This is a genomic window from Ensifer sp. Root954, from assembly GCF_001429005.1.
In the GTDB taxonomy this organism is placed as follows: domain Bacteria; phylum Pseudomonadota; class Alphaproteobacteria; order Rhizobiales; family Rhizobiaceae; genus Ensifer; species Ensifer adhaerens.
In genome coordinates, this window is record NZ_LMJM01000022.1 from 1 (window position 1) to 24,243 (window position 24,243).

Below are 24,243 nucleotides of genomic sequence, written 5' to 3' on the forward strand. Positions count from 1 at the left end.
CAAAAATCGACAACTCACTGAATTTACACAATAATTCCAGCTGTTGATAAACTAGGTCGATTTAATGCACCGGAAAACCAGCGAATCCGCGGCGCGAATCTTTGACCAGGCGGTCAAAAACCTGATGGCCATTTCACGTGGCCCAAAACGCCCCTCAGAGCGACCTCATCTACATGTAGACAGCATGGGTCTCTCAGCTGTCAGATGTAGATATCTCCAGCAACGAAGCGCCATACGAAGCACGCTCACGGACGCGCCACACTTGCCCTTGGCCGGGCTATTGCCGTACTTGCGAATTGTCCGCCCTGCCCGACATGACGATCCATGCGGTGGCGGACCGACAACATGGTGATGCATGAGCCGACGGATGCACCGACCGCACGCAGCGCCATCATCTCTATAGGGGGCGGAGAACCAGACGTGACGACACAGCTTCCTGCGCTTCCGGTTCGCGAGGTGCTGCCCGCACTGGCACAAGCGCTCACCGCAGGCCCCTCCGTGGTGCTTTCGGCCCCACCCGGCGCCGGCAAGACGACGCTCGTTCCACTCTTCCTGCTCGATCAGAACTGGGCAAAGGGCGGAAAGATCATTCTGCTCGAGCCGCGCCGACTGGCAGCGCGCGCCGCAGCTGGCCGCATGGCCGAGCTCCTGGGAGAAAAGGTCGGCGAAACCGTCGGCTATCGCATGCGTCTCGACAACCGCGTCTCCGGCAAGACACGCATCGAAGTGGTGACCGAGGGTGTGTTTGCCCGCATGATCCTCGACGACCCGGAACTCAAGGGCGTCGCAGCCGTGCTGTTCGACGAATTCCACGAGCGCTCGCTCGACGCGGATTTCGGCCTGGCGCTGGCGCTCGACGTACAGGCGGCGCTGCGTGACGACCTGAAGATCATCGTTATGTCGGCAACGCTCGATATCGAGCGGGTCTCGGGCCTGCTTGGCGATGCGCCGGTCATCGAGAGCCAGGGGCGCAGCTATCCGATCGATATCCGCTACCAGGATCGCGGCGGCGACAGCGTCGAGGACACGATGCTGCGGGCCATTGCCGAAGCGCATCGTACGGAAGATGGCTCCATCCTCGCCTTTCTGCCCGGCCAGGCCGAAATCACCCGAGTCGCCACGCGGCTCCAGGACCGCTTCGACAACAATACTGCGATCGTTCCGCTTTATGGCAACCTGACCCAGAAGGAACAGGATGCAGCGATCCGGCCGGCGCCATCAGGCACCCGCAAGATCGTGCTTGCCACCTCGATCGCCGAAACCTCGATCACCATCGACGGCGTACGCATCGTCATCGACAGCGGCCAGCAGCGCGTTCCGGTGTTCGAGGCAGCGACCGGGATCACGCGGCTGGAGACGGTGCGCGTGTCGCGCGCGTCTGCCGATCAGCGCGCCGGCCGTGCGGGGCGAACCGAACCCGGCATTGCCATCCGTCTCTGGCATAGCGGCCAGACCGCAGCGCTTGCCGCCTTCACGCCGCCGCAGATTCTGGCCAGCGATCTCTCGGGCCTGCTGCTCGACTGCGCCCATTGGGGTGTCAGCGATCCGGCGACCCTTGCCTTCATCGACGCGCCGCCAGAGACGACACTCGCCGAAGCGAGGAAACTGCTGACCAGCCTTGGCGCGCTGGACGAGGCCGGCGCGCTGACCCCGACGGGCCGCAAGATCCGCGACCTGGCCTTGCCGCCGCGGCTGGCGGCAATGGCGGTCGCCGCGGCCGAAGAGGGACAGGCGGAAACCGCGTGTCTCTTGGCGGTGATGCTGACCGAACAGGGCTTGGGCGGTAACAGCGTCGATCTCGAGGAGCGGGTGCGCCGCTTCCGTCAGGAGCGTGGCGACCGCGCCGACGCCTCGCGCAATCTGGCGCGGCGCATGGCGGCCGAGCTGAAGGGCGCGCCGAAATCGAGCGAACCGATCCAGCCGGGTGCCCTGCTGATGCACGCCTTTCCCGACCGCATCGCGCTGCAGCGCGGTGGCCGCGGCCGGTTCGTCATGGCGAACGGACGGGGTGCCGAGATCCCCGAGACGGAGCGGCTGGCGGCGGCTTCCATGCTCGTCATCGCCGACCTGACCGGCCGCGCCGGCGGCCAGCGCGTGCTGGCGGCGGCAGAGCTGACGCGCGCCGAGGTCGAGGCGCATATGCCCGAGGCGATAACCCGCGAGGACCAGAGCTTTTTCGACAAGGCCAGCCGGCAGGTGCGGGCGCGTCGGGTCACGCGGCTCGGCGCCATCATCTTCGAGGAGGCGCCACTCACACGACCGACCGGTGAATCGGCGGCGCGGGCACTCGCCGACGGCGTACGCCAGCTCGGCCTTGCCATCCTGCCCTTCTCCAAGGAGGCGATGCAGACGCGCGACCGCCTCGGCTTCCTCAACCGCTCGATCGGTGAACCCTGGCCGGATGTTTCCGACGAAGCGCTGCTCGACCGTCTCGACGACTGGTTCGCTCCCTTCCAGCACGGCATCACCGCGATTGCCGACATCAAGGCATCCAATCTCTCCGACGGTCTGGTCTCCCTCATTCCGCACGAGCGGCAACGGGAACTCGGGCGGCTGGCGCCGACGCATTTCGAGGCGCCGACCGGGCAACGGCACCCGATCCACTACGACGGCGACGAGCCGCTGCTGTCGATCCGGGTACAGGAGCTTTTTGGCCTGAAGACCCATCCGGCGATCGGCGATGGGCGGCTGCCGCTGCTGCTCGAGCTGATCTCGCCCGGCCATCGGCCGATCCAGACGACGCGCGACCTGCCCGGTTTCTGGGCGGGTTCCTGGCGCGATGTGCGCGCCGACATGCGCGGGCGCTATCCGAAGCATCCCTGGCCCGAGGATCCGGCCAATGCGGCGCCGACGACACGGGCGAAGCCCCGTGGTACATGAGACGAAAGCATCGATCATTGGAATGCAGGCACGAATGACCACTGTTGCGCTCGAACATAACAACGACCAGACCAGCAACCGCAGCCTGCGCCTGCAGACGCTCGTCCGGCTGCGCTGGCTGGCCGTCGGCGGCCAGTCGATCGCCGTCCTCATCACGGCCTTCTGGCTGCAGTTTCCTCTGCCGCTGATTTCCTGCCTGGTGCTGATCGCGAGCCTCGCGCTGGTCAACGCCTATGTGACGTTGCGCTATCCGCCGACGCACCGGTTGCAGCCGCCGGCGGCCTTTGCGCTTCTCGGCCTCGATCTCGCGCAGATCACCGGATTGCTGTTCATCACGGGCGGGCTCACCAATCCCTTCGCGCCGCTGCTCTGCGTCCCGGTCATCATTTCCTCTGCGTCACAGCCGAAGTCACACAGCATCATTCTTGCCGGTTTTGCGGTAATCGCCATCACCGCACTCGCCTTCTCACCCTTTCCGCTGCCCTGGTATCCGGGCACGGTCCTGCTGATGCCACGGGTGCTGACCGCCGGCATCTGGTTTGCGATCGTCTCGATGACCGCCTTTGCCGCCTTCTATACCTACCGCGTGTCGCTGGAAGCGAGTGAGCTGTCGGAAGCGCTGACGGCGACCGAACTCGTGCTTCAGCGGGAAAAGCACCTGTCGCAGCTCGATGGGCTTGCGGCAGCGGCAGCCCATGAACTCGGCACGCCGCTTGCGACGATCAGCGTCGTCGCCAAGGAGATGGAACGCGAACTCGGCGACGATCCGCGCTTCGGGGAGGACGTGCATCTGCTGCGCAGCCAGAGCGAACGCTGCCGCGATATCCTGAAGCGGCTGACGACGCTGTCCTCCGAGAGCGAGGAGCACATGCGACTCTTGCCGCTGTCGTCGCTGATCGAAGAGGTGATGGCGCCGCATCGCGAGTTCGGCATCCACATCGAGCTCATCGAAAAGGGCGACCGTGCCACGGAGCCGGTCGGCAACCGCAATGCCGGCATTCTCTATGGGCTCGGCAACCTCTTGGAAAACGCCGTCGACTACGCCAAGAAACAGGTGACCGTAACCGTCGAGCACACGGCGGATCGGGTTCGCGTCACGATCGCCGACGATGGTGACGGTTTCGCGCCCGATATCCTGCAGCGGATCGGCGAACCCTATGTGACACGCAGGCAGAAGGATGACAGCGCCGGCGGCCTCGGGCTCGGGCTCTTTATCGCAAAGACGCTGCTCGAACGCTCGGGCGCGCGCCTGCGCTTCGAGAATGGCGGGCCGGAGAGGCCGGGCGCCCGGGTCAGCGTCGAATGGCCGCGCGCCCTCATGGATACGAAACTGGCGAAATGACATTTCGCAGTTTATTGAACGAGGCAGAAACCTATAATCTCGGCGAAAGCGTTCCGTTTTTGCCCAAGGATTGCGAGAATGACCGACAAATCGACAGCTTCGCCCAGCACCACCGCACAGGACGCCGAACTGATCGGACCGGACCGCACCCTGTTGCTGGTCGATGACGACGCACCCTTTCTCAGGCGGTTGGCCCGCGCCATGGAAGCCCGTGGCTTTTCGGTCGACATCGCCGAATCGGTCGCGGAAGGCATCGCCAAGGCCAAGGGCAACCCGCCGAAATATGCGGTCATCGACCTCAGGCTCGGCGACGGCAGCGGCCTCGACGTGATCGAAGCGATCCGCGGACGGCGCGACGACACGCGCATGATCATGCTGACCGGCTACGGCAACATCGCCACCGCCGTGAACGCGGTGAAGCTCGGCGCGGTCGACTATCTCGCCAAGCCTGCCGATGCCGACGACATCTTTGCCGCGCTCGTGCAGCGCCAGGGCGAACGCGTCGAGCCGCCGGAAAACCCGATGTCGGCCGATCGCGTGCGGTGGGAACATATTCAGCGCGTCTATGAAATGTGCGAGCGCAACGTCTCGGAAACGGCGCGCCGACTCAACATGCATCGCCGCACGCTACAGCGCATTCTCGCCAAGCGCGCGCCGAAGTAAGCAATCAACTTCCACGACCGGCGCACAACCGCTGCTCCGGTCGCTTTTCCCCGCGGGATCAGTCGCGACCGCCGGAGAGGATGTCGCCGATCGAATCACCGAGTTCGCCGTTGCGCTCGGCCGCCCATTCGGCAAGCATCAGCCGTTGTGCTGCCGTACGGGCAAAGAGTTGCAGCACCGACTTGCGTGTCGCCGGCGGCAGCCTGTGTTCGGGCGCCTCGCGAACGATGTGGCCTTCATAACCGTCAGACAGCAGCAGTCCGCAGTCCTCCGGAAAGATGTCCAGTGGCACGCCGGCATGGGTGGCGAAGAACAGCCGGTCGCAGTGCTGTCGGTAGTCCGGCCATTTGCGGTCGACGCGAAAGTCCTCAATCGAGGTTTTGATCTCGACGATCCAGATTTCGCCCTTCGCCGACAAGGAGATCAGATCGGCACGCCGTCCACTCGCCAAGGTCAATTCCGGCAGGACCGAATGGCGCAGCTCGGCGAACAGCCGCTGCACGCCGCGGCGCACCATCATCGCGCGATTCGATTGGCGGCCGTCGATCAAGGGGTTGTCGCCATGGATGGAGAGGATCGTCATGCGTCCGGTGTCCCTTTGAGCCGGTCATTTTGTTGCAAAAAAACAAGGGTCATCGAATTTGCACTTTTCAGCCAAATTGTGGCCGCGCAATCTCTTGCATAGCTCAAACTAATCGAAAATAACCGTAGTCACTGTTGGTCGCGGCGACCCAGTTTTTACTTCGCTTCTTTTTAAGAGACTCCCATGCGCTTCCGCAATGCCTTCCTCTTGTGCAGCCTCGCGGCGACACTCGCCGTTGCCGGCTGCTCGACGACCTCGTCCAAGCCCGAAACGGCTGCGAACGAACCCGCGCTCGCAACGGTACAGGTTGCTACGAATCAGATCTTTAACGGCGATTATGGCGCAGTTGAGGATCACGGTTACGCGCTGCCGGCCATTCCGATCAGCAAGGTCGATACCCGTTTCCATCGCCAGATCGTCGATTACGCCACCAGCGAGCGCCCCGGAACGATCGTCGTCAACACGCCGAATCGCTTCCTCTACTACGTGCTGCCGGGCGGCAAGGCCGTTCGTTACGGCATCGGCGTCGGCAAGGCCGGTTTTGCATGGGAAGGCGAAGCCTATATTGCCTGGAAGCAGGAATGGCCGATGTGGCATCCGCCGAAGGAAATGGCGGAACGCAAGCCGGAAGTCGCCAAGTACGTCGAAGATGGCATGGGTCCCGGCCTCAAGAACCCGCTTGGCGCCCGCGCGCTCTACCTCTTCAATGACCAGGGCAAGGATACACTGTTCCGTCTGCACGGCACGCCGGAATGGTCCTCTATCGGTACCGCCGCTTCGTCCGGCTGCATCCGCCTGATCAACCAGGACATCATCGACCTCTATTCGCGCGTTCGCCCCGGCAAGAGCGCCCGCGTCGTCGTCCAGCAGTAATCGAATCAGATCGGCACTGACAAAGCCGCCGACCCCGTCGGCGGCTTTTTTCGTTCGCGCCCAACGTCATCCAACTTCCGAGCGAAAGCCGCAGGCAGGCACACCATCGACGCAAAGTTGCCGTCCTGATTCGCGCTCAAATCAGGGTCGCGGAATTTGTCGCCGTCCGCTCGGAAAGTTCAATTTCGACTTAAATTCAGTCGCTTATTAAGTAAGCGTTATCTAAATAATCGAAACAGTGTGCCCACGAAATTCCGCTCGGGAGGGACTGGCATGCTGATCAAGACCAAGCTTATCGGCGCAATCGCGCTTCTATCATCGATCGCTATCGGCATCGCTATTCACAGCCAGAGCACGCTGTCGGAAACCAGCGACATGATGGACGCGGTCTACGCCGATCGCATTGTGCCGCTGAAGAACCTGAAGGCGACTTCCGACGCCTTTGCGGTCTCGATCGTCGATGCTGCCCACAAGGTGCGCAATGGTAACGAATCGATGGAGAGCGGCCTTGCCTCGGTCAATGCCGCACGGGAAACGATCAAGTCAAACTGGGATGCCTATGCGGCGACCTCGATGACCGACGAGGAACGGAACCTCGTCGACAATGCACGAAGCCAGATGGTCGTTGCGATGGATTCGATCACGGCACTCACGCAAATCCTCTCGGCCAAGGACCAGAAGGCTCTTGATGCCTTCGTGCGCGACAAGCTCTACGCGACGATTGATCCGCTGACGGCCACGATCTCCGAGATTTCGGACCTGCAGGTCGAACTTTCGGGTACGGCCTTCGAGGCCAAGCATCACGAGTTCGAAACCGTACAGACACTCAACATTGGGATCATCGTTCTCGTCGTGGCGCTTGCTGCCGGCACCCTCCTTGTGGTGCTGCGCGGCGTCGTCGGACCACTCGCCCGCCAGATCGCCGCCATGCGCCGGCTGATCGACGGCCACGTTGAAGATGCCGACGAGCCGGTGCGCGGCAAGGACGAGATCGCCGAAATGGCCCGCGCCATTCAATCCTTCCGCGAGGCGGCGCGCTCGAATCTTCGGCTGCAGGCGGAGGCCGAGGAGAACCGCCGCAACGGCGAGGCCGAACGTGTCCGCGTCCAGAAGGCGGCGGAGCAGGCGGCGCAGGAAAAGCTGACGCAGGCGACCGCCGGACTTGCCGGCGGCCTGCAGCGGCTGGCCAACGGCGATCTCGCCGTTCAGCTACATGAGCCGTTCGCCGCCGAGTTCGAACAATTGCGGCACGACCTCAACAAGGCGGCCGCGCAGTTGAACGATGCGCTTCTCGCCGTTGCCGACAGCGCCCAAAACATCGGCATGGGCACGCGCGAAATCAGCCAGAGCGCCGACGACCTGTCCAAGCGCACCGAACAGCAGGCCGCGTCTCTCGAGGAAACGGCCGCGGCGCTCGATCAGATCACCGCCAATGTCAGCAATTCCTCAAGACGGACGGAGGAGGCACGCGACATCGCCGGCGAGGCGAAGACCAGCGCGGCCCAATCCGCCGTCGTCGTCGCCAACGCGGTGGAAGCCATGCGTCGGATCGAGGAATCCTCCAGCCAGATTTCCAGCATTATCGGCGTCATCGACGAGATCGCCTTCCAGACAAACCTCTTGGCGCTGAATGCCGGCGTCGAAGCAGCGCGGGCCGGCGAAGCGGGAAAGGGCTTCGCCGTCGTGGCCCAGGAGGTGCGCGAGCTCGCCCAGCGCTCGGCGAAGGCTGCGAAAGAAATCAAGGATCTCATCCGTACATCGAGCCGGGAGGTCGAGAACGGCGTGCACCTGGTGCGCGACACCGGCGAGGCGCTGCAGACGATCGAGGCGCATGTGATCACGATCAACGAACACATGGCGGCGATCGCCACCTCCGCCCGCGAACAGTCGGTGGGATTGAGCGAAGTCAACACCGCCGTCAACCAGATGGACCAGGTAACGCAGCGGAACGCAGCGATGGTCGAGGAAGCCAATGCGGCCTCCGCGACGCTGGCGCAGGAAGGCACGAACCTGCGCAACCTGATCGACCGTTTCACGCTCGCCGGCGAGGCCCAGCCAAAGGGCAGGCCGATGGCGCCTGCCCCGGCAGTCGCCGCAACCACGCGTGACCAGGGACGTCCTCAGCCGGTACGCCGACCAGCCCCCTATGCCACCCACGGCAATGCCGCACTCGCAACGGACGGCTGGGCGGAGTTTTAGAGCGGCACGGGCTGCGATCGTGTCTGGAAGCCCGGACCACCGCTGAAACGAAAGAGCCGTGCGTTCATGTGAACGCACGGCTCTTTCCCAATACCCCGACTTCGGTGGCGAATCAGGCGGCGTTGCGCGCCTTCAGCTCCAGGCGGCGGCGGTGCAGGACCGGCTCGGTGTAGCCGTTCGGCTGCTCGCGGCCCTTGAGGACGAGTTCGACGGCGGCCTGGAAGGCAATCGAACGGTCGAAATTGCCGGCCATCGCGACGTAGAGCGGATCATCGGCGTTCTGACTGTCGACGACGGCCGCCATGCGCTTCATCGTCTCGACGACCTGGGCCTCGGTGACGACGCCATGATGCAGCCAGTTGGCCATGTGCTGGGCGGAGATGCGCAGCGTCGCACGGTCTTCCATCAGTCCGACATTGTTGATGTCGGGAACCTTCGAGCAGCCGACGCCCTGATCGACCCAGCGCACGACGTAGCCGAGGATGCCTTGCGCGTTGTTGTCGAGTTCGCGCTGGATTTCCTCGGACGTCCAGTTCGGACGGACGGCGACCGGCACGGCCAGGATATCGGAGAGCTTGGCGCGGGCGCGGCTCTTCAGGCTCGCCTGGACTTCGGCGACATTGACGCGGTGGTAGTGGGTCGCGTGCAGAGTGGCCGCCGTCGGCGACGGCACCCAGGCGGTGTTGGCGCCGGCCTTCGGGTGGGCGATCTTCTGTTCGAGCATCGCCGCCATCAGATCGGGCATCGCCCACATGCCCTTGCCGATCTGGGCGTGACCGGACAGGCCACATTCAAGCCCGATGTCAACGTTCCAGTTTTCATAGGCGCCGATCCAGGCTGCCTGCTTCATGTCGCCCTTGCGGATCATCGGGCCGGCTTCCATGGAGGTGTGCATCTCGTCGCCAGTGCGATCGAGGAAGCCGGTGTTGATGAAGACGACGCGCTCGCGGGCCGCGCGGATGCATTCCTTGAGGTTGACCGTCGTGCGGCGCTCCTCGTCCATGATGCCCATCTTCATGGTGTTGGCGGGCATGCCGAGCGCCTTTTCGACACGGGCGAAAATCTCGCTGGCGAAGGCGACTTCCTCGGGGCCATGCATCTTCGGCTTGACGACATACATGGAACCCTCGCGGGAGTTCATGCGGCGACCGCCGTTGCCGACATCGTGGAGGGCAATCAGCGCCGTCACCATCGCGTCCATGATGCCCTCGGGCACTTCCTTGCCGTCGCGGTCAAGGATAGCCGGATTCGTCATGAGGTGGCCGACGTTGCGGACCAGCATCAGCGAGCGGCCGGGAAGGGAAAGCGTGCCGCCGGCAGTTGCCGTGTAAACGCGGTCGGCATTGAGACGACGGGTAAAGGTCTTGCCGCCCTTGGCAACCTCTTCTTCGAGGTCGCCCTTCATCAGGCCGAGCCAGTTGCGGTAGACGACGACCTTGTCTTCGGCATCGACGGCGGCGACCGAATCTTCGCAGTCCATGATCGTGGTGATCGCCGATTCGAGAATGACGTCGGCGATGCCCGCCGGATCTTCCTTGCCGATCGGCGTGGAGGCGTCGAGGACGATGATCGCATGCAGATTGTTGTGCCGGAGAACGATCTCGAAGCGCGCACCTTCAGCCCCGGAATGGCCGGCGAATTGAGCGGCGTTGCGCAGTGCAGTGCTCGAACCATCCTTGAGACCAATCGCCAGCGCACTGCCAGCAACCTTCAGGGACGTAACGTCGGCCCAGCTTCCATTCGCCAGCGGCGCACTGGCGTCGAGGAAGTTTCGCGCCCAGGCGATGACCTTGGCGCCGCGCTTCGGATTGTAGCCGCGGCCCTTCTCGGCGCCATCAGCGTCCGAAATCGCGTCCGTGCCGTAGAGCGCATCGTAGAGCGAGCCCCAGCGTGCATTTGCGGCGTTCAGCGCATAGCGCGCATTCATGACCGGAACGACGAGCTGCGGGCCGGCGATCGTCGCGATCTCCGGATCGACATTGGCGGTCGAAACGCTGAACTCGCCACCCTCGGGCAGCAGGTAGCCGATATCGCGCAGGAAGGCCTGATAGGTCTCCATATCGCTGGGGGCGCCGTTCTGCTTGTACCAGGCGTCGAGCTTGGCCTGCAGGTCGTCGCGCTTGGCGAGCAGCGCCCGGTTCTTCGGCGCCAGATCGTGCACGAGGGCGGAAAGCTCAGCAAAGAAGTGCTCTGCATCGACGCCGGTGCCCGGCATCGCCTCTTCCACCAGGAAGCGATGGAGGTCCGCATCAATCTTCAATCCATACGTCTCAATGCGGTCCATCTGCCAACTCCTTGAAATAGACGTAAGGAGCGCCACCGATCCGAACGGATGCGATGAAAACGCCCCAACATGTTGATCTTGCGCCTGAAGCGGGTCTCGGACCAGCCCATGCGCAATACGCGCGTGAAACGGCCGCAGTTTCTCACCAATTCATTCCCTGTCAATTCTGCAAGGATGCGAAGAATTGTTTCCGAAATGGAAAAGATCAGCCGTGCGCGATGCGCGGCCGGCCGCTGGCGGACGCAACGAACCTGGCCTCGATCAGCTTGGGGCTGCCCTCGACCTCCGGCGCATCGATTTCCTCGCGCAGCAACGACGCGGGATCATCGGCACCGTTGGTGCGCGCCGCCTCCAGAGCTGCGGTCTCGGCCCGTCGGCGCGCGGCACCAAAAGCCTTTTCCTGATCGAGAAAACGTTCGCTGGCCCCGGCCCCGTTGACGACAAAAATGCCCTCCTCCGGCATCGTTACGAAAACGGTGACGGTGGCGCTTACCTGGCCGACCACGGCGCCGACGGCATTGGCGACGCCGGCCTCCTCGGGAATCGCGGCTTCGGTTCCGAGCATCTCGGCAATAGCCGGGTAATAAACCGGCGCCGAAGCGCCAAGACCGACGAGCGGACGATCAAGACCAAGCGAGAACCGGACGATGCCGGGCGTCCGGGTCAGCGCACGATCGACGGCCTGCGACACCGCGGGATCGATCGCGCCGGCGCCGTCCTCGCCGAGGCAGGCCTGCAGGATGACCTCGGAGGATTGCCGCGTCAGCCGATCGACGATCATCTGCGCCAGCGCCTGTGGAGAAGAAGCAATCGGCTGGCCGGAGCCGTCGCGGGTCCGGGCCGCAAGCTGAATGCCAAGCTCGGCCGCTTCGAGGTTCCATTGCGACTGCCGGCCGAGCACATGCATGGCGTCGGACGGCGTCAGACCGCAGATATGGACGAGCCCCCGGGCCACCAAACGATCGAGCGTCGCCTTCTGTGGCGTCGAGACGAGCAGCGTTTCAAGCGAGACGGGGACACTACCGATGCGCTCGTAGAGCGCCTGCTCCTGTGGCTGCAGGCCGCTTGCCAGATGATCCGGCAGGCCGGTGCGCACGGCAAAGCGCCCATTGTTGCGCGCGATATGCTGGGCGCGCATCTGTTTTTCCAGCACCGAGATGACGGCGTCGCCGTGGAGCGCTGCGGCGAGGCTCAGCGGCATCAGCCGGCGCGGACCGAGATCGATCTTCGCCTTGAGGCCGTGATCGTTGATGCGCACTTCCGAATCACCGCCAAGGCCGTAGGTCCGCATCGCAACAGCCTCGACCATGGTGCGGAAGCCACCAACGACGGCGCCTTCGGCATCGAGACGCGGGCGGCCGCCATCGAGCACGGCCACGTCCGTGGTGGTGCCGCCGATATCCGAAACCACGGCGTTGTCGAGACCGGTCAGATGCCTTGCGCCGACGAGGCTTGCTGCCGGACCGGAGAGGATCGTCTCGATCGGGCGCAGCCGCGCCTCCTCGGCCGAAATCAGCGCACCGTCACCGCGCACCACCATCATTGGCACGTCGATGCCGCGCGCCTTGAGGAACCCTTCGCAGGACCCGATCAGCCGGTCGATCATCGAGACGAGGCGGGCGTTGAGCAGCGTCGTCAAGGCACGGCGCGGCCCCCCGAGTTTCGAGGACAGTTCGTGGCTGCAGGTGACTGGCAGGTGCGAGACCTCGCGGATGCGGTCGCGCACGCGCTTTTCATGATCCGGATTACGAACGGCGAAATAGCCGGCAATGGCGAAGGAGGAGACCTGATCAGCCAGCACCGGCAGGACGGCGTCGAGCTCGCTCATGTCCAGCGGGGTCTCACCGCCATGCACATTGTGGCCGCCCGGCAGGAAGACTACCGGATCCGAGCCGAGCGCTTCCTGCAAACCGTCGCGCTTCAGATCCTCGGGGCCGAAGCCGATCATGACGAGGCCGGCGCGGCCGCCCTGCCCTTCAACCAGCGCATTGGTGGCAAGCGTCGTCGACAGGGAGACCATGCTGATCGCCGAGACCGGCACGCTGGCCTGATCGAGCACCGCTTCGACTGCACCGGAAATGCCGACCGCGAGGTCATGGCGGGTCGTCAGCGCCTTGGCCTTGGCGACCACCCCCTTCGTCTCCGAGAAGAGGGCGGCGTCGGTGTAGGTGCCGCCGGTGTCGATGCCGAGAAGAAAATGGGAGGTCAATTCGCGCAGTCCGGAATTCGGGCGGGGCGCAGAGGCCCCGGGTTCAATGGGGATCGATGCGGTGATATGACATATTTCAAGGGAAAACCATCGTGTCGCGGACATCGGTGATCTATCGAGCGACACAAATGCAGGACGGAGACATAGCGCATGCACCAACGCCACCGTCCTCTCGCCTTTGTTTGGCTGCTTTCGGCTATCTCCCTTGCGCTTCCGACTGGGGCGGCGCGAGCACAGGACGCGGAGGAAGAGGAATACAAGCCGCAGCTGCCCGAAGTCGCGATCTACAAGGCGATGCTCGATGCCAACAAGCAGACCGGCTGGATCCAGTTTCGCGACTATGATGACCGGCAGCTAATCTATTTCACGGCACTGCAGACGATGCATTGCCGGCTATCGGAAATCCGCTACTCGATCAATTCCGACGCACTCGACCAACGCTTCCCGCTGGCCAAGTGCAATCCGCAGCTGCCCTTCAACCTGCCCGGCGACGAGACGGCCGAATATGTCTACATCTCGCTGCCCGCCAAAACGGCGCAAACGCTGACGATCCAGGCGGTCTGGGACGATGGCGCCGGAAGCGAGATCGTGGTTTACAAGCCCTGCGACAATGTCGGCGACGCCACCTGCGCACAGATCAAGACGATCAAGAAGCCGTCGAAAATGCTACAGCAGCCGAAGCCGGCGGATTCTCCGGTGCGTTCCGTTCAGTCACCGATCCCCGGCAAGACCTTCAGCGAGCCGAAACCCTCATCGGCAACCCGCCCCGCGGTTGAGTAGTGAGCCGCTGCACCGGCCAGGGATTGGTTTCCGCGGTCGTATCGAAGCGGTAGCGGTGCATCATCACTGCCAACGCGATCACCGCTTCCTGCAGCGCGAAAGTCGCGCCGATGCAGACGCGCGGGCCGGCACCGAAGGGCAGATACTGGTAGCGGTTCAGCTTCTCTCGGTTTTCCGGCAGGAAACGCTCGGGCATGAACGCGCGCGGCTTATCCCAGTAGAGCACATGGCGATGCAGCGTCCAGGGCATGATCAGTACGGCGATCCCTTTGGGGATGCGCACCCGCTCGCCAGTCGGTGAGGTCCACGCGTCTTCCTCGATCGCCGCGCGATTGATCGACGGCGCCGGCGGATAGAGCCGCATCGCCTCCTCGAAGGCGGCGAGCACATGCGGCATCAGACCGAGCCATTCGACCGGCTCGGCACCGCTTGCCATCGCGGTATCGATCTCGGCTTCCATGATTTCGCGATAGGCCGGCGTGTTGGCAACGCAGTAGAGCGTCCAGGCGAGTGCCCGGGCGGTGGTCTCATGCCCGGCACCGATGAAGGTCAGGATGTTGTCCTCGATCTCCGCGGTCGAAAGGCCCTGGCTGCCCTCGATCTCCAGAAGCAAGGTCAGGAAATCCTGCGGCGTGCCCTTAGGGTCCTCCGCCATCTTGCGGCGGCGAAGCGCCATGGTCTCCGACACGATCGAGCGGAAGCGGTTCATCACCCTCTTGCCGCCGATGCGCGTCGGGCGCGGGATCCATTCGGGCGCCAGCAGAATGTCCATCGGATCGACGCGGCCCATGCGGTGCAGCAATTCCTCGACGCTCTGGACGAAGCCTTCGCGCTCGACGGCGACCTCACCGGAAAACAGCGTTTCGGCCAGGATGTCGAAGGTCAGTTCCGTCATGTCGTTGGCGACATTGGTGGTAAAGGGAGCTTCCTGGGCTCCGGCATAGCGCTCGACGAACTGCTCCGAACTGCGCAGCATCTGGCCGGCAAAGCCCTTGGCGTGGCGCGGCGTGAACACCGGCGCCATGGCCTTGCGCGAACGCTTCCAGACCTCGCCTTCCGCCGTCAGCAGCCCGTCGCGCAGGATGGGCCGCAGGATCAGCCGGCGCACCTTCGACATTTCGTAATTGGCGACGTTATCGACGAGGATATGGCGGATGAGGCCGGGATCGTTGACGATCAGGGTGCGCTGGGTAACGAACTTCGTCTCGATCCAGGGCAGCGTATAGGATGGCTCGCCCCACAGTTCGAGCGGATTGCGCAGCACGGTCCTGATGATCTTCAGGTAGGAAGGAATGCCGACACGGGGAACGGGAGCCGGCGGTTCGAACGGCTCCGGACGCATGTCCATGGTGATTGCCTTTCTCGATTGCCCCAGGATTTCAGGTTTTTACGGCGCAATCAAGGAAAGTGCTTCACGTGAATCACAGCAGGCTTTCGAGTTCCGACAGCTTGTCGTTGACGAGCCAGCCGTAATAGTTTTCCTCCGGCCATTGCGCCTGACCGCTCTGAATCTTGGCGGCGAGCGCTGCCGCGCGGCCATCCGGATTGCCGACATTATAGAGCGTCGCGGTTACACCGGGGTTGGTCGAAATATCGACCCCTGCGATCGACTTGTAGGTGTCGATCGAGTGACGGATCGAGGCCGCCATATAGGCAAGCGAGACGTCCGGATCCATGATCGCCTCATAGACGCCGGCGGCATTGTTCTCGTCGAGGCGCTCATAGCCCGAGGTCTTTGCCACGATATCGGTCAGCATCAGGGCGGTCAGCGGGTTGATCTGACCAAGACCGAAGGTCTGGCCGGCGAAGAAGGGCTGGAAGAAAACGGCGCTGAAACGGTTGTTCGGGTAGGACTTGCCGCCTACCGACTTGCCGCGGAAGTCGTTGTCCCAGACCCGCTCGCGGCAGATCCACAGCGCATAGGCGCCCTTCTTGGCGCCGCATTCGGAAAATTGCGGCCGAGCCACGAATTCCGCGACCGTCTCGCCATCGTATCCGAACTGGAAGCTGTTGCCGGCATAGGCAGCCGCCTTGACGTAATAGGACTGCAGCCGATCGTAGGCGTCGACATTGTAGGTGTGTTCGCCGACGATCGCGCCGACCATGTGGATCGGTGCGATGCCATAGGCGCGCGACACGGACTTGATCTTGCTGATCAGCTGCTTGTCGGTGGCTAGCAGATCGCGGACCTTCTCGAACTTGGCATCGAAGGACGTGCGGCCGGCCTTGGTGCGGCGCACGGATGCGCCGGGGATCGCCGGTTGCTCGACGTTGCGGTTGCCCGGCGGAACGTCGGTCGCGGCGAATGACTGGCTTGCGCTCAGGCAAAACGTGGCGATAGCGAGCATGCAGGCGGTGAAACGCACGATCTCTTCTTCCTGTGACTGGTGGAGGCTGCCTCGGTCGGCGGGCCGCTCCTACGCCAAGATCATGTCGGAAAAATGCCCGGACCACGATCGATAACCGCGTCCGTGTTAGAAAAAATGCGGCCGCCTGTCGAGAGACAGGCGGCCTGCGTATTCAGGCTTGCGGGCGTTTGCATGGCCCTACGACCGAAATGTCACAGGATATAGCGCGACAGGTCGGTGTTGGCGGCGAGATCGCCGACATGCTTGCGCACATATTCAGCGTCGATCGTCACCTCGTGGCCGGCGCGGTCCGGCGCATTGAACGAGATCTCGTCCAGCACACGCTCCATCACGGTCTGCAGCCGGCGGGCGCCGATGTTCTCGACCGTGGCGTTCAACTGCACCGCCACGTCTGCAAGCGCATCAATTGCGTCATCCGTGAAGTCGAGCTTGACCTCTTCTGTGTCCAGAAGCGCCTTGTACTGGCGGATGAGGCTCGCCTCGGTTTCCGTCAGGATGCGGCGGAAGTCTTCCTTCGTCAGCGCGCGCAGCTCGACGCGGATCGGCAGGCGGCCCTGCAACTCCGGCAGCAGGTCCGAGGGCTTGGCCACGTGGAAGGCGCCGGACGCGATGAAGAGGATGTGGTCGGTCTTGACTGGCCCATACTTCGTCGCAACGGTCGTGCCTTCGACGAGCGGCAAGAGGTCCCGCTGTACGCCTTCACGCGAGACGCCAGCACCCATGCCGCCTTCCCGCGAGGCGATCTTGTCGATCTCGTCGAGGAAGACGATGCCGTCGTCTTCGACTGCTTTCACGGCCTCGCGCTGGATCTGCTCGTTGTCGAGCAGCTTGTCGGACTCGTCGTCGATCAGCATGCCATAGGAGGCCTTGACGGTCGTCTTGACCTTCTTGGTGCGGCCGCCGAGCGCCTTGCCGAACATCTCCGAAAGATTGAGCACGCCGATATTGGCGCCCGGCATGCCCGGGATCTCGAAGCCGCCGCCCGGCGCGCCGGTCTCGGCGATGTCGATCTCGATTTCCTTGTCGTCGAGCTCGTTGGCCCGCAGCTTCTTGCGGAAGCTGTCGCGCGTTGCCGGTGACGCGGTGGCGCCAACCAGTGCATCGAGCACGCGCTCCTCGGCATTCTGGTGCGCCTTTGCCTTGACTTCGGCGCGGCGCTTTTCGCGCACGAGACCGATGCCGACTTCGACGAGGTCACGGATGATCTGCTCGACGTCGCGGCCGACATAGCCGACCTCGGTGAACTTGGTCGCCTCGACCTTGACGAAGGGCGCGCCGGCGAGCTTGGCGAGCCGCCTGGAAATCTCGGTCTTGCCGACGCCGGTCGGTCCGATCATCAGGATGTTCTTCGGCATCACCTCGTCGCGCAGCTCGTCCCCGAGCTGCTGGCGGCGCCAGCGGTTGCGGAGCGCGATCGCCACGGCGCGCTTGGCGTCGTTCTGGCCGATGATGAAACGGTCGAGTTCCGACACGATTTCTCTGGGTGAAAACGTACTCATGTAGTCCTCTCAAACTCGGTCCGCGTCAGCTCCATCAGGAGTGTGCGGCCGGACGTATCAATCCATTCTGCGTAAGGCACGAAGCCGGCCTTGGTGTAGGCGCTGACGGCCCTTCGGTTGCCGGCGTCAGGGTCGATCACGACGCGGGGTGCGCCGGCGGCAAAGAGCCGCCCGGCAAAGGCCCGGACCGCGAGCGATGCGACGCCCCTGCCCGTCAGTTCCGCCGGGCCGATGAAGATGTCGATACCGGGCACATCGGCCGGCATGTCCTTCGCCCAGGGCTCGTCGTCCGGGTACTGGGCCGGCACCCAGGACTGGATGTAGCCCGCCGGCTCGCCGGCCACGTGGAAGATGAAGCCTTCCACGTCTCCTGACGCGCAGCCTTCGCGGATCAGCTCCACTTCCTTGTCCGGGTCGCCCCACCATTGCCGCACATGCGGCTCGCTCAGCCAGGCATGCAGCAGCGGCAGGTGGCTATCGGCCACCGGCACGAAACTGACATGCGCGGGCTCATTGGGCATCCAGTGTCTCCACGACGATATTGTGGTTGGTGTAGACGCAGATGTCGCCGGCGATCTGCAGCGCCCTGCGGGCAATATCCTCGGCCGACTTGTCGCTGTCCATCAGCGCGCGGGCCGCGGCAAAGGCGTAGTTGCCGCCCGATCCGATGGCAATCGTGCCGTGCTCGGGTTCGAGAACGTCGCCGTTGCCGGTGATCGCCAGCGTGATCGACTTGTCGGCCACCAGCATCATCGCTTCGAGATTGCGCAGATACTTGTTGGTGCGCCAGTCCTTGGCGAGCTCGACGGCTGCCCGCATCAGCTGGTCGGGATACTGTTCGAGCTTTGCTTCGAGCCGTTCCAGCAGTGTGAAGGCATCGGCGGTGGCGCCGGCAAAGCCGGCGATCACGTCGCCCTTGGCAAGCCGCCGCACCTTGCGCGCGTTGCTCTTCATCACGGTCTGGCCGAGGCTCACCTGGCCGTCGCCGGCCATCACCACCTTGCCATCCTTGCGTACCGTGATGATGGTCGTCGCATGCATCGTTCCGTAGGGATTGTGTTCGCTCATGAAATTACCCGTAGGCCCCTGATACGCGGGGCATTGCGGCTCGTGACTCGAGCCTGGTTGCTTGAGGCCTATGTAAGTACGGCAGACAGGTTTGCAAATGGCAACAGGCCGCCGGCGCAATCTTCATTCGGCGACTGTCACCGGATGATTCGAATCGACCGCTCAAGTTCTGGATATTTCAGCTTTTGCCTGATAAGGAGCCGCGTCAGCGTATACAGGAGAGCCCGATGGCAGAAGCCACGTCCAGCCGCACCGCAGAGGTTTCGCGAAAGACCAACGAAACCGCGGTATCCGTATCGGTCAACATCGACGGCACCGGAATCGCCAAGATTTCGACCGGCGTCGGTTTCTTCGACCATATGCTGGACCAGCTCGCCCGACATTCGCTGATCGACATGGAGATCAAGACGGACGGCGACCTGCATGTCGACGACCACCATACGGTCGAGGACACCGGCATTGCCATCGGCCAGGCGATTGCCAAGGCGCTTGGCGACCGGCGCGGCATCACCCGCTATGCCTCGCTCGATCTTGCGATGGACGAAACGATGACCCGCGCGGCAGTGGACGTTTCCGGCCGGCCGTTCCTCGTCTGGAACGTGACCTTCACGTCGCCGAAAATCGGCACCTTCGACACGGAACTCGTGCGCGAATTCTTCCAGGCGCTCGCCCAGCATGCCGGGATCACGCTGCATATCCAGAACATCTACGGCGCCAACAACCATCATATCGCCGAGACCTGCTTCAAGTCCGTCGCCCGCGTGCTCCGCACCGCAACCGAAATCGACCCGCGCCAGGCCGGCCGCGTTCCCTCGACCAAGGGGACCCTTGCCTAAGCGGCCAGTCACTGGCTTTGACTCATGGCTTCTTACATGATCCTCACCCCGCCGGGTGCGCGCGCCAACGACGAGCGGGCGCGCTTCGTCGCCGACGGCTTTTCCTGGTGGGCCTTCCTTTTCCCGGCGCTCTGGCTTCTCGCCAAGCGTCAATGGGCAATCGGAATCGCAGTTGCTGTTCTGCAGATCTCGTTAATATTCCTGTCGAACCACGAGAGCGGCTTCTTGCCATCTCTCCTGGCCCAGCTCGCGCTTCGGCTGGTGGTGGCGCTCGAAGGGCCGGTTCTGGTGGCGCGCAGCCTGACGGCCCGTGACTGGACGCTGCGTTCCATCGTGCCGGCGCCCAATCTCGAAGCGGCCGAAGAGATCTATTTCACGAGCCTGGCTTCGAACGAGACCAAGCCCGCCGCCCCCTCCCCGGCCGACTGGACCGTGCGCAAGCCCTCAAGTGGCGGCCCCGGCCTCGGCCTTTTTGATTCCTACGGAGAACGCTGATGCGCGTCGCCATCATCGATTACGGCTCGGGCAATCTGCGCTCGGCCACCAAGGCCTTTGAACGGGCCGCCCACGAAGCCGGCATTGCAGCCGAGATCGACCTTACCGACAAGCCGGAACGGGTGGCGAGCGCCGACCGCATCGTGCTTCCGGGCGTTGGCGCCTATGCCGATTGCCGCCGCGGCCTTGCTGCCGTCGACGGCATGGAGCAAGCGTTGACCGAGGCGGTCGAACAGGCCGGGCGACCCTTCCTCGGCATCTGCGTCGGCATGCAGCTGATGTCGTCGCGCGGACTTGAAAAGACCATCACCCACGGTTTTGGCTGGATCCCCGGCGATGTCGTCGAGATGACGCCCGCCGACACCACGCTGAAGATCCCGCAGATCGGCTGGAATACGCTGAAGCTCAAGCGCGAGCACCCGCTGTTTGACGGCATCCGTGTTGGCGAAGCCGGCCTGCATGCCTATTTTGTGCATTCGTACCACCTGGCCGCTGAGGGCGCCGCCGACGTGGTCGCCGAGGCCGACTATGGCGGGCCGGTCACGGCCTTCGTCGCCAACGGCAACAAGGCGGGCTCGCAGTTCCACCCGGAAAAGAGCCAGGCGCTTGGCCTTGCCCTCATCTCGAATTTCCTGCGCTGGAAGCCCTGAGCTTTCGCACGACTGATTGGACAGACCCATGATCCTTTTTCCCGCGATCGACCTGAAAGACGGGCAATGCGTGCGCCTGAAGCTTGGCGACATGGACCAGGCGACGGTTTACAACCCCGACCCGGCGGCCCAGGCCCGCGCCTTTGAAGACCAGGGCTTCGAATGGCTGCACGTGGTCGACCTCAACGGCGCCTTTGCCGGTGAGACGGTCAACGGTACCGCCGTTGACGCCATTCTCAAGGCGACCAAAAACCCGGTGCAGCTCGGCGGCGGCATCCGCACGCTCGACCATATCGAAAACTGGCTGTCGCGCGGGCTTGCCCGCGTCATCCTCGGCACTGTCGCTGTCCGTGATCCGGCGCTCGTGATCGAGGCCTGCCGCAAATTCCCCGGCAAGGTCGCCGTCGGCATCGACGCCAAGGGCGGCAAGGTTGCCGTCGAAGGCTGGGCCGAGGCTTCCGAACTCGGCGTGATCGAGCTTGCCAAGAAGTTCGAGGGCGCCGGCGTTTCGGCGATCATCTATACCGACATCGACCGCGACGGCATCCTGACCGGTATCAACTGGGCTTCGACGCTGGAACTGGCGGACGCGGTTTCCATTCCTGTCATCGCATCGGGCGGTCTCGCCTCGATGGACGATATCCGCCGCATGGTCGAGCCGGACGCACGCAAGCTCGAAGGCGCCATCTCCGGCCGCGCGCTCTATGACGGCCGCATCGACCCGCAGGAGGCGCTGGAGCTGATCCGCGCTGCGAGAAAGGCTTGAACCATGACGCTTAAAGCCCGCGTTATCCCGTGCCTCGACGTCAAGGACGGCCGTGTCGTCAAGGGCGTCAACTTCGTCGACCTGATCGACGCCGGTGACCCCGTGGAAGCGGCCCGCGCCTATGACGCTGCCGGCGCCGACGAGCTCTGCTTCCTCGACATCACCGCGTCCTCGGACAATCGCGAGACGATCTTCGACGTCATCGCCCGTACGGCCGAACAGTGCTTCATGCCGCTGACCGTCGGCGGCGGCGTGCGCCAGGTTTCCGACATCCGCAAGCTGCTTCTGGCCGGCGCCGACAAGGTGTCAATCAACACGGCTGCGGTAAAGAACCCGGAATTCGTCGCCGAAGCCGCCGACAAGTTCGGCAACCAGTGCATCGTCGTCGCGATCGACGCCAAGAAAGTCTCGACGGATGGCGACGCGGATCGCTGGGAGATCTTCACCCATGGCGGACGCCAGCCGACCGGCATCGACGCGATCGATTTTGCCCGTCGGGTGGTCGATCTCGGCGCCGGCGAGATCCTTTTGACCTCGATGGACCGTGACGGGACCAAGAGCGGTTATGACATCGCGCTTACCCGCGCCGTCGCCGACGCGGTCCGCGCGCCCGTCATCGCGTCGGGTGGCGTCGGCACACTCGACCACATGGTCGCCGGCATCAAGGACGGTCACGCGACAGCGGTCCTTGCCGCCTCCATCTTCCACTTCGGCACCTATAGCATTGGCGAAACCAAGCGCTATATGGCGGAGCATGGCATCGCCATGCGCCTCGACTGAGCTTCAGGATCTCCCATGGGCGACTTCACACTTTCCGACCTCGAAGCCATCGTCGCGACACGCGCGATGGCGGCGCCGGACGAATCTTGGACGGCAAAACTGGTGGCAAGCGGCCAGCCGAAGGCGGCGAAGAAACTCGGCGAGGAAGCGGTTGAAACCGTGATCGCGGCCATCAGCAACGACCGCGCAAATCTCATCGCCGAAAGCGCCGATCTCCTCTATCATCTAATGGTCGTATTGAAGATCGCCGACGTTCCGTTGCAGGATGTGCTCAACGAACTTCAGCGACGGACCAACCAATCCGGCCTGCAGGAAAAGGCAAATCGGCAGACCCCATGACGATCGCGGCGAAAGACATCGAAGCAGCCGACCTGCCCGACAACCTCCAGAAGCGGGACTACTCGCCCTATCATTTCTTCACCGCCGAGGAATGGTCGCGCTTTCGCGCCGATACGCCGATGACGCTGACGGCCGACGAGGTACAGCGGCTGCGATCGTTGAACGACCCCGTCGATCTCGGCGAGGTCCGGCAGATCTACCTATCGCTGTCACGCCTGCTTTCGACCCATGTGGAATCGTCGCAGATGCTCTTCGAGCAGCGCAAGCGCTTCCTCAGCATGTCCGAGACGAAGACCCCCTTCGTCATCGGCATTGCCGGATCGGTCGCCGTCGGCAAGTCGACGACGGCCCGTATCCTGGCGCAGCTTCTGGCGCGTTGGCCGTCGAGCCCGAAGGTCGACCTGGTGACAACAGACGGTTTTCTCTATCCGAACGCCGTGCTCCAGCGCGAAAACATGATGGACCGCAAGGGCTTTCCGGAGAGCTACGACGTCGGCGCGCTCCTGCGCTTCCTGTCGGCGATCAAGGCCGGCCAGCCGAACGTCAAGGCGCCCAGCTATTCGCACCTGACCTATGACGTGCTGCCCGACCAGTTCACGGTCATCGACCGGCCAGATATCCTGATCTTCGAAGGCATCAACGTTCTGCAGTCGCGCAACCTGCCGGCCGACGGCAAGATCGTGCCGATGGTCTCGGATTTCTTTGACTTCTCGATCTATATCGATGCCGAGGAGAGCCTGATCCACAGCTGGTACGTCAACCGCTTCATGCGGCTGCGCGAAACCGCGTTCAAGAACCCGGAATCCTACTTCCACCGCTACGCCACGATCAGCGAGGATGCAGCCCGGGCCATTGCCGAGGGATTGTGGCACAACATCAACCTGAAGAACCTGCACCAGAACATCCTGCCGACGCGCCCGCGCGCCGACCTGATCCTGCAAAAGGGCCCGAACCATCTGACCGAAAAGGTGGCGCTGAGGAAGCTCTAAGCTTTCGGTGCATCCTCAGGGATTGACGCGGCGGAGTGTCAGATTGACCCGCCCGCCATTCTTCAGCAGCGTCGACGTGCTCGGATAGATCCGGTCGACGCCATGGAAGGCGAGACGCCCTTCCCCACCCAGCACCACGACATCGCCGCTTTCCAGCCGGAAGGACATGGTCTGGCCGCCGCGCGTATTGCCACCCACGCGGAAGAGGCAGCTGTCACCAAGCGAGATCGAGACGACGGCGGTTTCAAGATCGCGCTCGTCGCGATCCTGATGCAGCCCCATACGGGCCTCTTCGGAATAGAAGTTTACCAGGCAGGCCTCGGGCGTCTTGCTGCTTGCGGAAACCGCATCCCAGATATCGAGCAGGATCTCCGGCATGACCGGCCAGGGGCGGCCGGTCACCGGATGCTGAGACTGGTAACGATAGCCGCGATCGCGATCCGTGACCCAGCCGAGCGCGCCGCAATTGGTCATGCGCACCGACATGGGTTTGCCAGTCTTCGGCATTTCCGGCACGAACAGCGGCGCTTCGGCAACGACTGAACGAATGGCCTCGACCAGTTGCTCCTGCCGGGCACGATCGAGATAACCGGGAATATGTCTGATCCCTTTCGGGAGCACCTGCATGAGAAGCAGTCC

22 protein-coding genes are annotated in these 24,243 nt (G+C 63.6%); 13 read left to right on the forward strand and 9 right to left on the reverse strand.

Annotated features, from left to right (window positions below; translation table 11 throughout):
* Positions 1 to 420 precede the first annotated feature (420 nt).
* The 3 genes from hrpB (at position 421) to ASE71_RS12130 (ending at position 4,885) form a co-directional block, all read left to right on the forward strand.
* On the forward strand, positions 421 to 2,880 hold the full coding sequence (gene hrpB, locus ASE71_RS12120) for an ATP-dependent helicase HrpB (protein ID WP_060521590.1): 2,460 nt from the start codon (positions 421 to 423) through the stop codon (positions 2,878 to 2,880).
* 34 nt (positions 2,881 to 2,914) lie between these two features.
* Positions 2,915 to 4,222: an ActS/PrrB/RegB family redox-sensitive histidine kinase gene (locus ASE71_RS12125; RefSeq protein ID WP_034802125.1), complete on the forward strand. Its 1,308-nt coding sequence runs from the start codon at positions 2,915 to 2,917 to the stop codon at positions 4,220 to 4,222.
* A 78-nt stretch (positions 4,223 to 4,300) separates the two neighbouring features.
* Positions 4,301 to 4,885, forward strand: coding sequence for an ActR/PrrA/RegA family redox response regulator transcription factor (locus ASE71_RS12130; RefSeq protein WP_034802128.1), 585 nt, complete (start codon positions 4,301 to 4,303; stop codon positions 4,883 to 4,885).
* Between the two features lie 58 nt (positions 4,886 to 4,943).
* On the opposite strand, the gene ASE71_RS12135 is transcribed toward ASE71_RS12130, so the two are convergent.
* Positions 4,944 to 5,468, reverse strand: coding sequence for an MmcB family DNA repair protein (locus tag ASE71_RS12135; protein WP_060521562.1), 525 nt, complete (start codon positions 5,466 to 5,468; stop codon positions 4,944 to 4,946).
* Between the two features lie 183 nt (positions 5,469 to 5,651).
* On the opposite strand from ASE71_RS12135, the gene ASE71_RS12140 reads away from it, so the two are divergent.
* Positions 5,652 to 6,341 carry a L,D-transpeptidase gene (locus ASE71_RS12140; RefSeq protein WP_060521561.1) on the forward strand — a complete coding sequence of 230 codons (690 nt, stop codon included), beginning with the start codon at positions 5,652 to 5,654 and terminating at the stop codon, positions 6,339 to 6,341.
* A 156-nt stretch (positions 6,342 to 6,497) separates the two neighbouring features.
* Positions 6,498 to 8,540, forward strand: a complete 2,043-nt coding sequence (locus ASE71_RS12145; RefSeq protein WP_320410599.1) for a HAMP domain-containing methyl-accepting chemotaxis protein — start codon at positions 6,498 to 6,500, stop codon at positions 8,538 to 8,540.
* Positions 8,541 to 8,652: 112 nt separating this feature from the next.
* On the opposite strand, the gene ASE71_RS12150 is transcribed toward ASE71_RS12145, so the two are convergent.
* The gene (locus ASE71_RS12150; RefSeq protein WP_060521559.1) at positions 8,653 to 10,824 is read right to left on the reverse strand and encodes a malate synthase G; all 2,172 of its coding nucleotides are present in this window, start codon (positions 10,822 to 10,824) and stop codon (positions 8,653 to 8,655) included.
* 205 nt (positions 10,825 to 11,029) lie between these two features.
* Positions 11,030 to 13,033, reverse strand: a complete 2,004-nt coding sequence (locus ASE71_RS12155; protein ID WP_060521558.1) for a hydantoinase/oxoprolinase N-terminal domain-containing protein — start codon at positions 13,031 to 13,033, stop codon at positions 11,030 to 11,032.
* A 150-nt stretch (positions 13,034 to 13,183) separates the two neighbouring features.
* On the opposite strand from ASE71_RS12155, the gene ASE71_RS12160 reads away from it, so the two are divergent.
* Positions 13,184 to 13,813, forward strand: coding sequence for a hypothetical protein (locus ASE71_RS12160; RefSeq protein WP_060521557.1), 630 nt, complete (start codon positions 13,184 to 13,186; stop codon positions 13,811 to 13,813).
* Here the strand turns inward: ASE71_RS12160 and ASE71_RS12165 are convergent.
* The 5 genes from ASE71_RS12165 to hslV all read right to left on the reverse strand — a co-directional run bounded on the left by ASE71_RS12165 (position 13,767) and on the right by hslV (position 18,749).
* Positions 13,767 to 15,161: a cytochrome P450 gene (locus ASE71_RS12165; RefSeq protein WP_060521556.1), complete on the reverse strand. Its 1,395-nt coding sequence runs from the start codon at positions 15,159 to 15,161 to the stop codon at positions 13,767 to 13,769. The two genes, ASE71_RS12160 and ASE71_RS12165, sit on opposite strands and share 47 nt — an antisense overlap.
* A gap of 73 nt (positions 15,162 to 15,234) precedes the next feature.
* On the reverse strand, positions 15,235 to 16,179 hold the full coding sequence (locus ASE71_RS12170; protein WP_113544634.1) for a DUF1402 family protein: 945 nt from the start codon (positions 16,177 to 16,179) through the stop codon (positions 15,235 to 15,237).
* 194 nt (positions 16,180 to 16,373) lie between these two features.
* The gene (gene hslU / locus ASE71_RS12175; RefSeq protein WP_034802146.1) at positions 16,374 to 17,681 is read right to left on the reverse strand and encodes an ATP-dependent protease ATPase subunit HslU; all 1,308 of its coding nucleotides are present in this window, start codon (positions 17,679 to 17,681) and stop codon (positions 16,374 to 16,376) included.
* Entirely contained in the window at positions 17,678 to 18,202 is a 525-nt protein-coding gene (locus tag ASE71_RS12180) for a GNAT family N-acetyltransferase (RefSeq protein ID WP_060521555.1), read from the reverse strand. The genes hslU and ASE71_RS12180 overlap by 4 nt, the downstream gene beginning before the upstream one ends.
* Entirely contained in the window at positions 18,192 to 18,749 is a 558-nt protein-coding gene (gene hslV, locus ASE71_RS12185; protein ID WP_051659613.1) for an ATP-dependent protease subunit HslV, read from the reverse strand. Before hslV ends, ASE71_RS12180 begins: the two co-directional genes overlap by 11 nt.
* Positions 18,750 to 18,976: 227 nt before the next feature.
* Between hslV and hisB the strand changes: the two genes are divergently transcribed.
* The 7 genes from hisB to coaA are packed head-to-tail and all read left to right on the forward strand — an operon-like array spanning position 18,977 to position 23,604.
* Positions 18,977 to 19,585 (forward strand): imidazoleglycerol-phosphate dehydratase HisB, encoded by a 609-nt coding sequence (gene hisB / locus ASE71_RS12190; RefSeq protein ID WP_034802151.1) that lies wholly within the window; start codon positions 18,977 to 18,979, stop codon positions 19,583 to 19,585.
* A 24-nt stretch (positions 19,586 to 19,609) separates the two neighbouring features.
* Positions 19,610 to 20,080: a DUF2628 domain-containing protein gene (locus ASE71_RS12195; RefSeq protein ID WP_060521554.1), complete on the forward strand. Its 471-nt coding sequence runs from the start codon at positions 19,610 to 19,612 to the stop codon at positions 20,078 to 20,080.
* On the forward strand, positions 20,080 to 20,730 hold the full coding sequence (hisH, locus tag ASE71_RS12200; RefSeq protein ID WP_060521553.1) for an imidazole glycerol phosphate synthase subunit HisH: 651 nt from the start codon (positions 20,080 to 20,082) through the stop codon (positions 20,728 to 20,730). The genes ASE71_RS12195 and hisH overlap by 1 nt, the downstream gene beginning before the upstream one ends.
* A gap of 28 nt (positions 20,731 to 20,758) precedes the next feature.
* Positions 20,759 to 21,496, forward strand: a complete 738-nt coding sequence (hisA, locus tag ASE71_RS12205; RefSeq protein WP_060521552.1) for a 1-(5-phosphoribosyl)-5-[(5-phosphoribosylamino)methylideneamino]imidazole-4-carboxamide isomerase — start codon at positions 20,759 to 20,761, stop codon at positions 21,494 to 21,496.
* A gap of 3 nt (positions 21,497 to 21,499) precedes the next feature.
* Complete coding sequence (gene hisF, locus ASE71_RS12210) at positions 21,500 to 22,276, forward strand: imidazole glycerol phosphate synthase subunit HisF (RefSeq protein ID WP_060521551.1); 777 nt, start codon at positions 21,500 to 21,502, stop codon at positions 22,274 to 22,276.
* A 15-nt stretch (positions 22,277 to 22,291) separates the two neighbouring features.
* Positions 22,292 to 22,615 carry a phosphoribosyl-ATP diphosphatase gene (locus ASE71_RS12215; RefSeq protein WP_034802164.1) on the forward strand — a complete coding sequence of 108 codons (324 nt, stop codon included), beginning with the start codon at positions 22,292 to 22,294 and terminating at the stop codon, positions 22,613 to 22,615.
* Positions 22,612 to 23,604 (forward strand): type I pantothenate kinase, encoded by a 993-nt coding sequence (gene coaA, locus ASE71_RS12220; RefSeq protein WP_060521550.1) that lies wholly within the window; start codon positions 22,612 to 22,614, stop codon positions 23,602 to 23,604. Before ASE71_RS12215 ends, coaA begins: the two co-directional genes overlap by 4 nt.
* A gap of 15 nt (positions 23,605 to 23,619) precedes the next feature.
* Here the strand turns inward: coaA and ASE71_RS12225 are convergent, their stop codons facing one another.
* Complete coding sequence (locus ASE71_RS12225; protein ID WP_060521549.1) at positions 23,620 to 24,231, reverse strand: alpha-ketoglutarate-dependent dioxygenase AlkB; 612 nt, start codon at positions 24,229 to 24,231, stop codon at positions 23,620 to 23,622.
* Between the last annotated feature and the right edge of the window lie 12 nt (positions 24,232 to 24,243).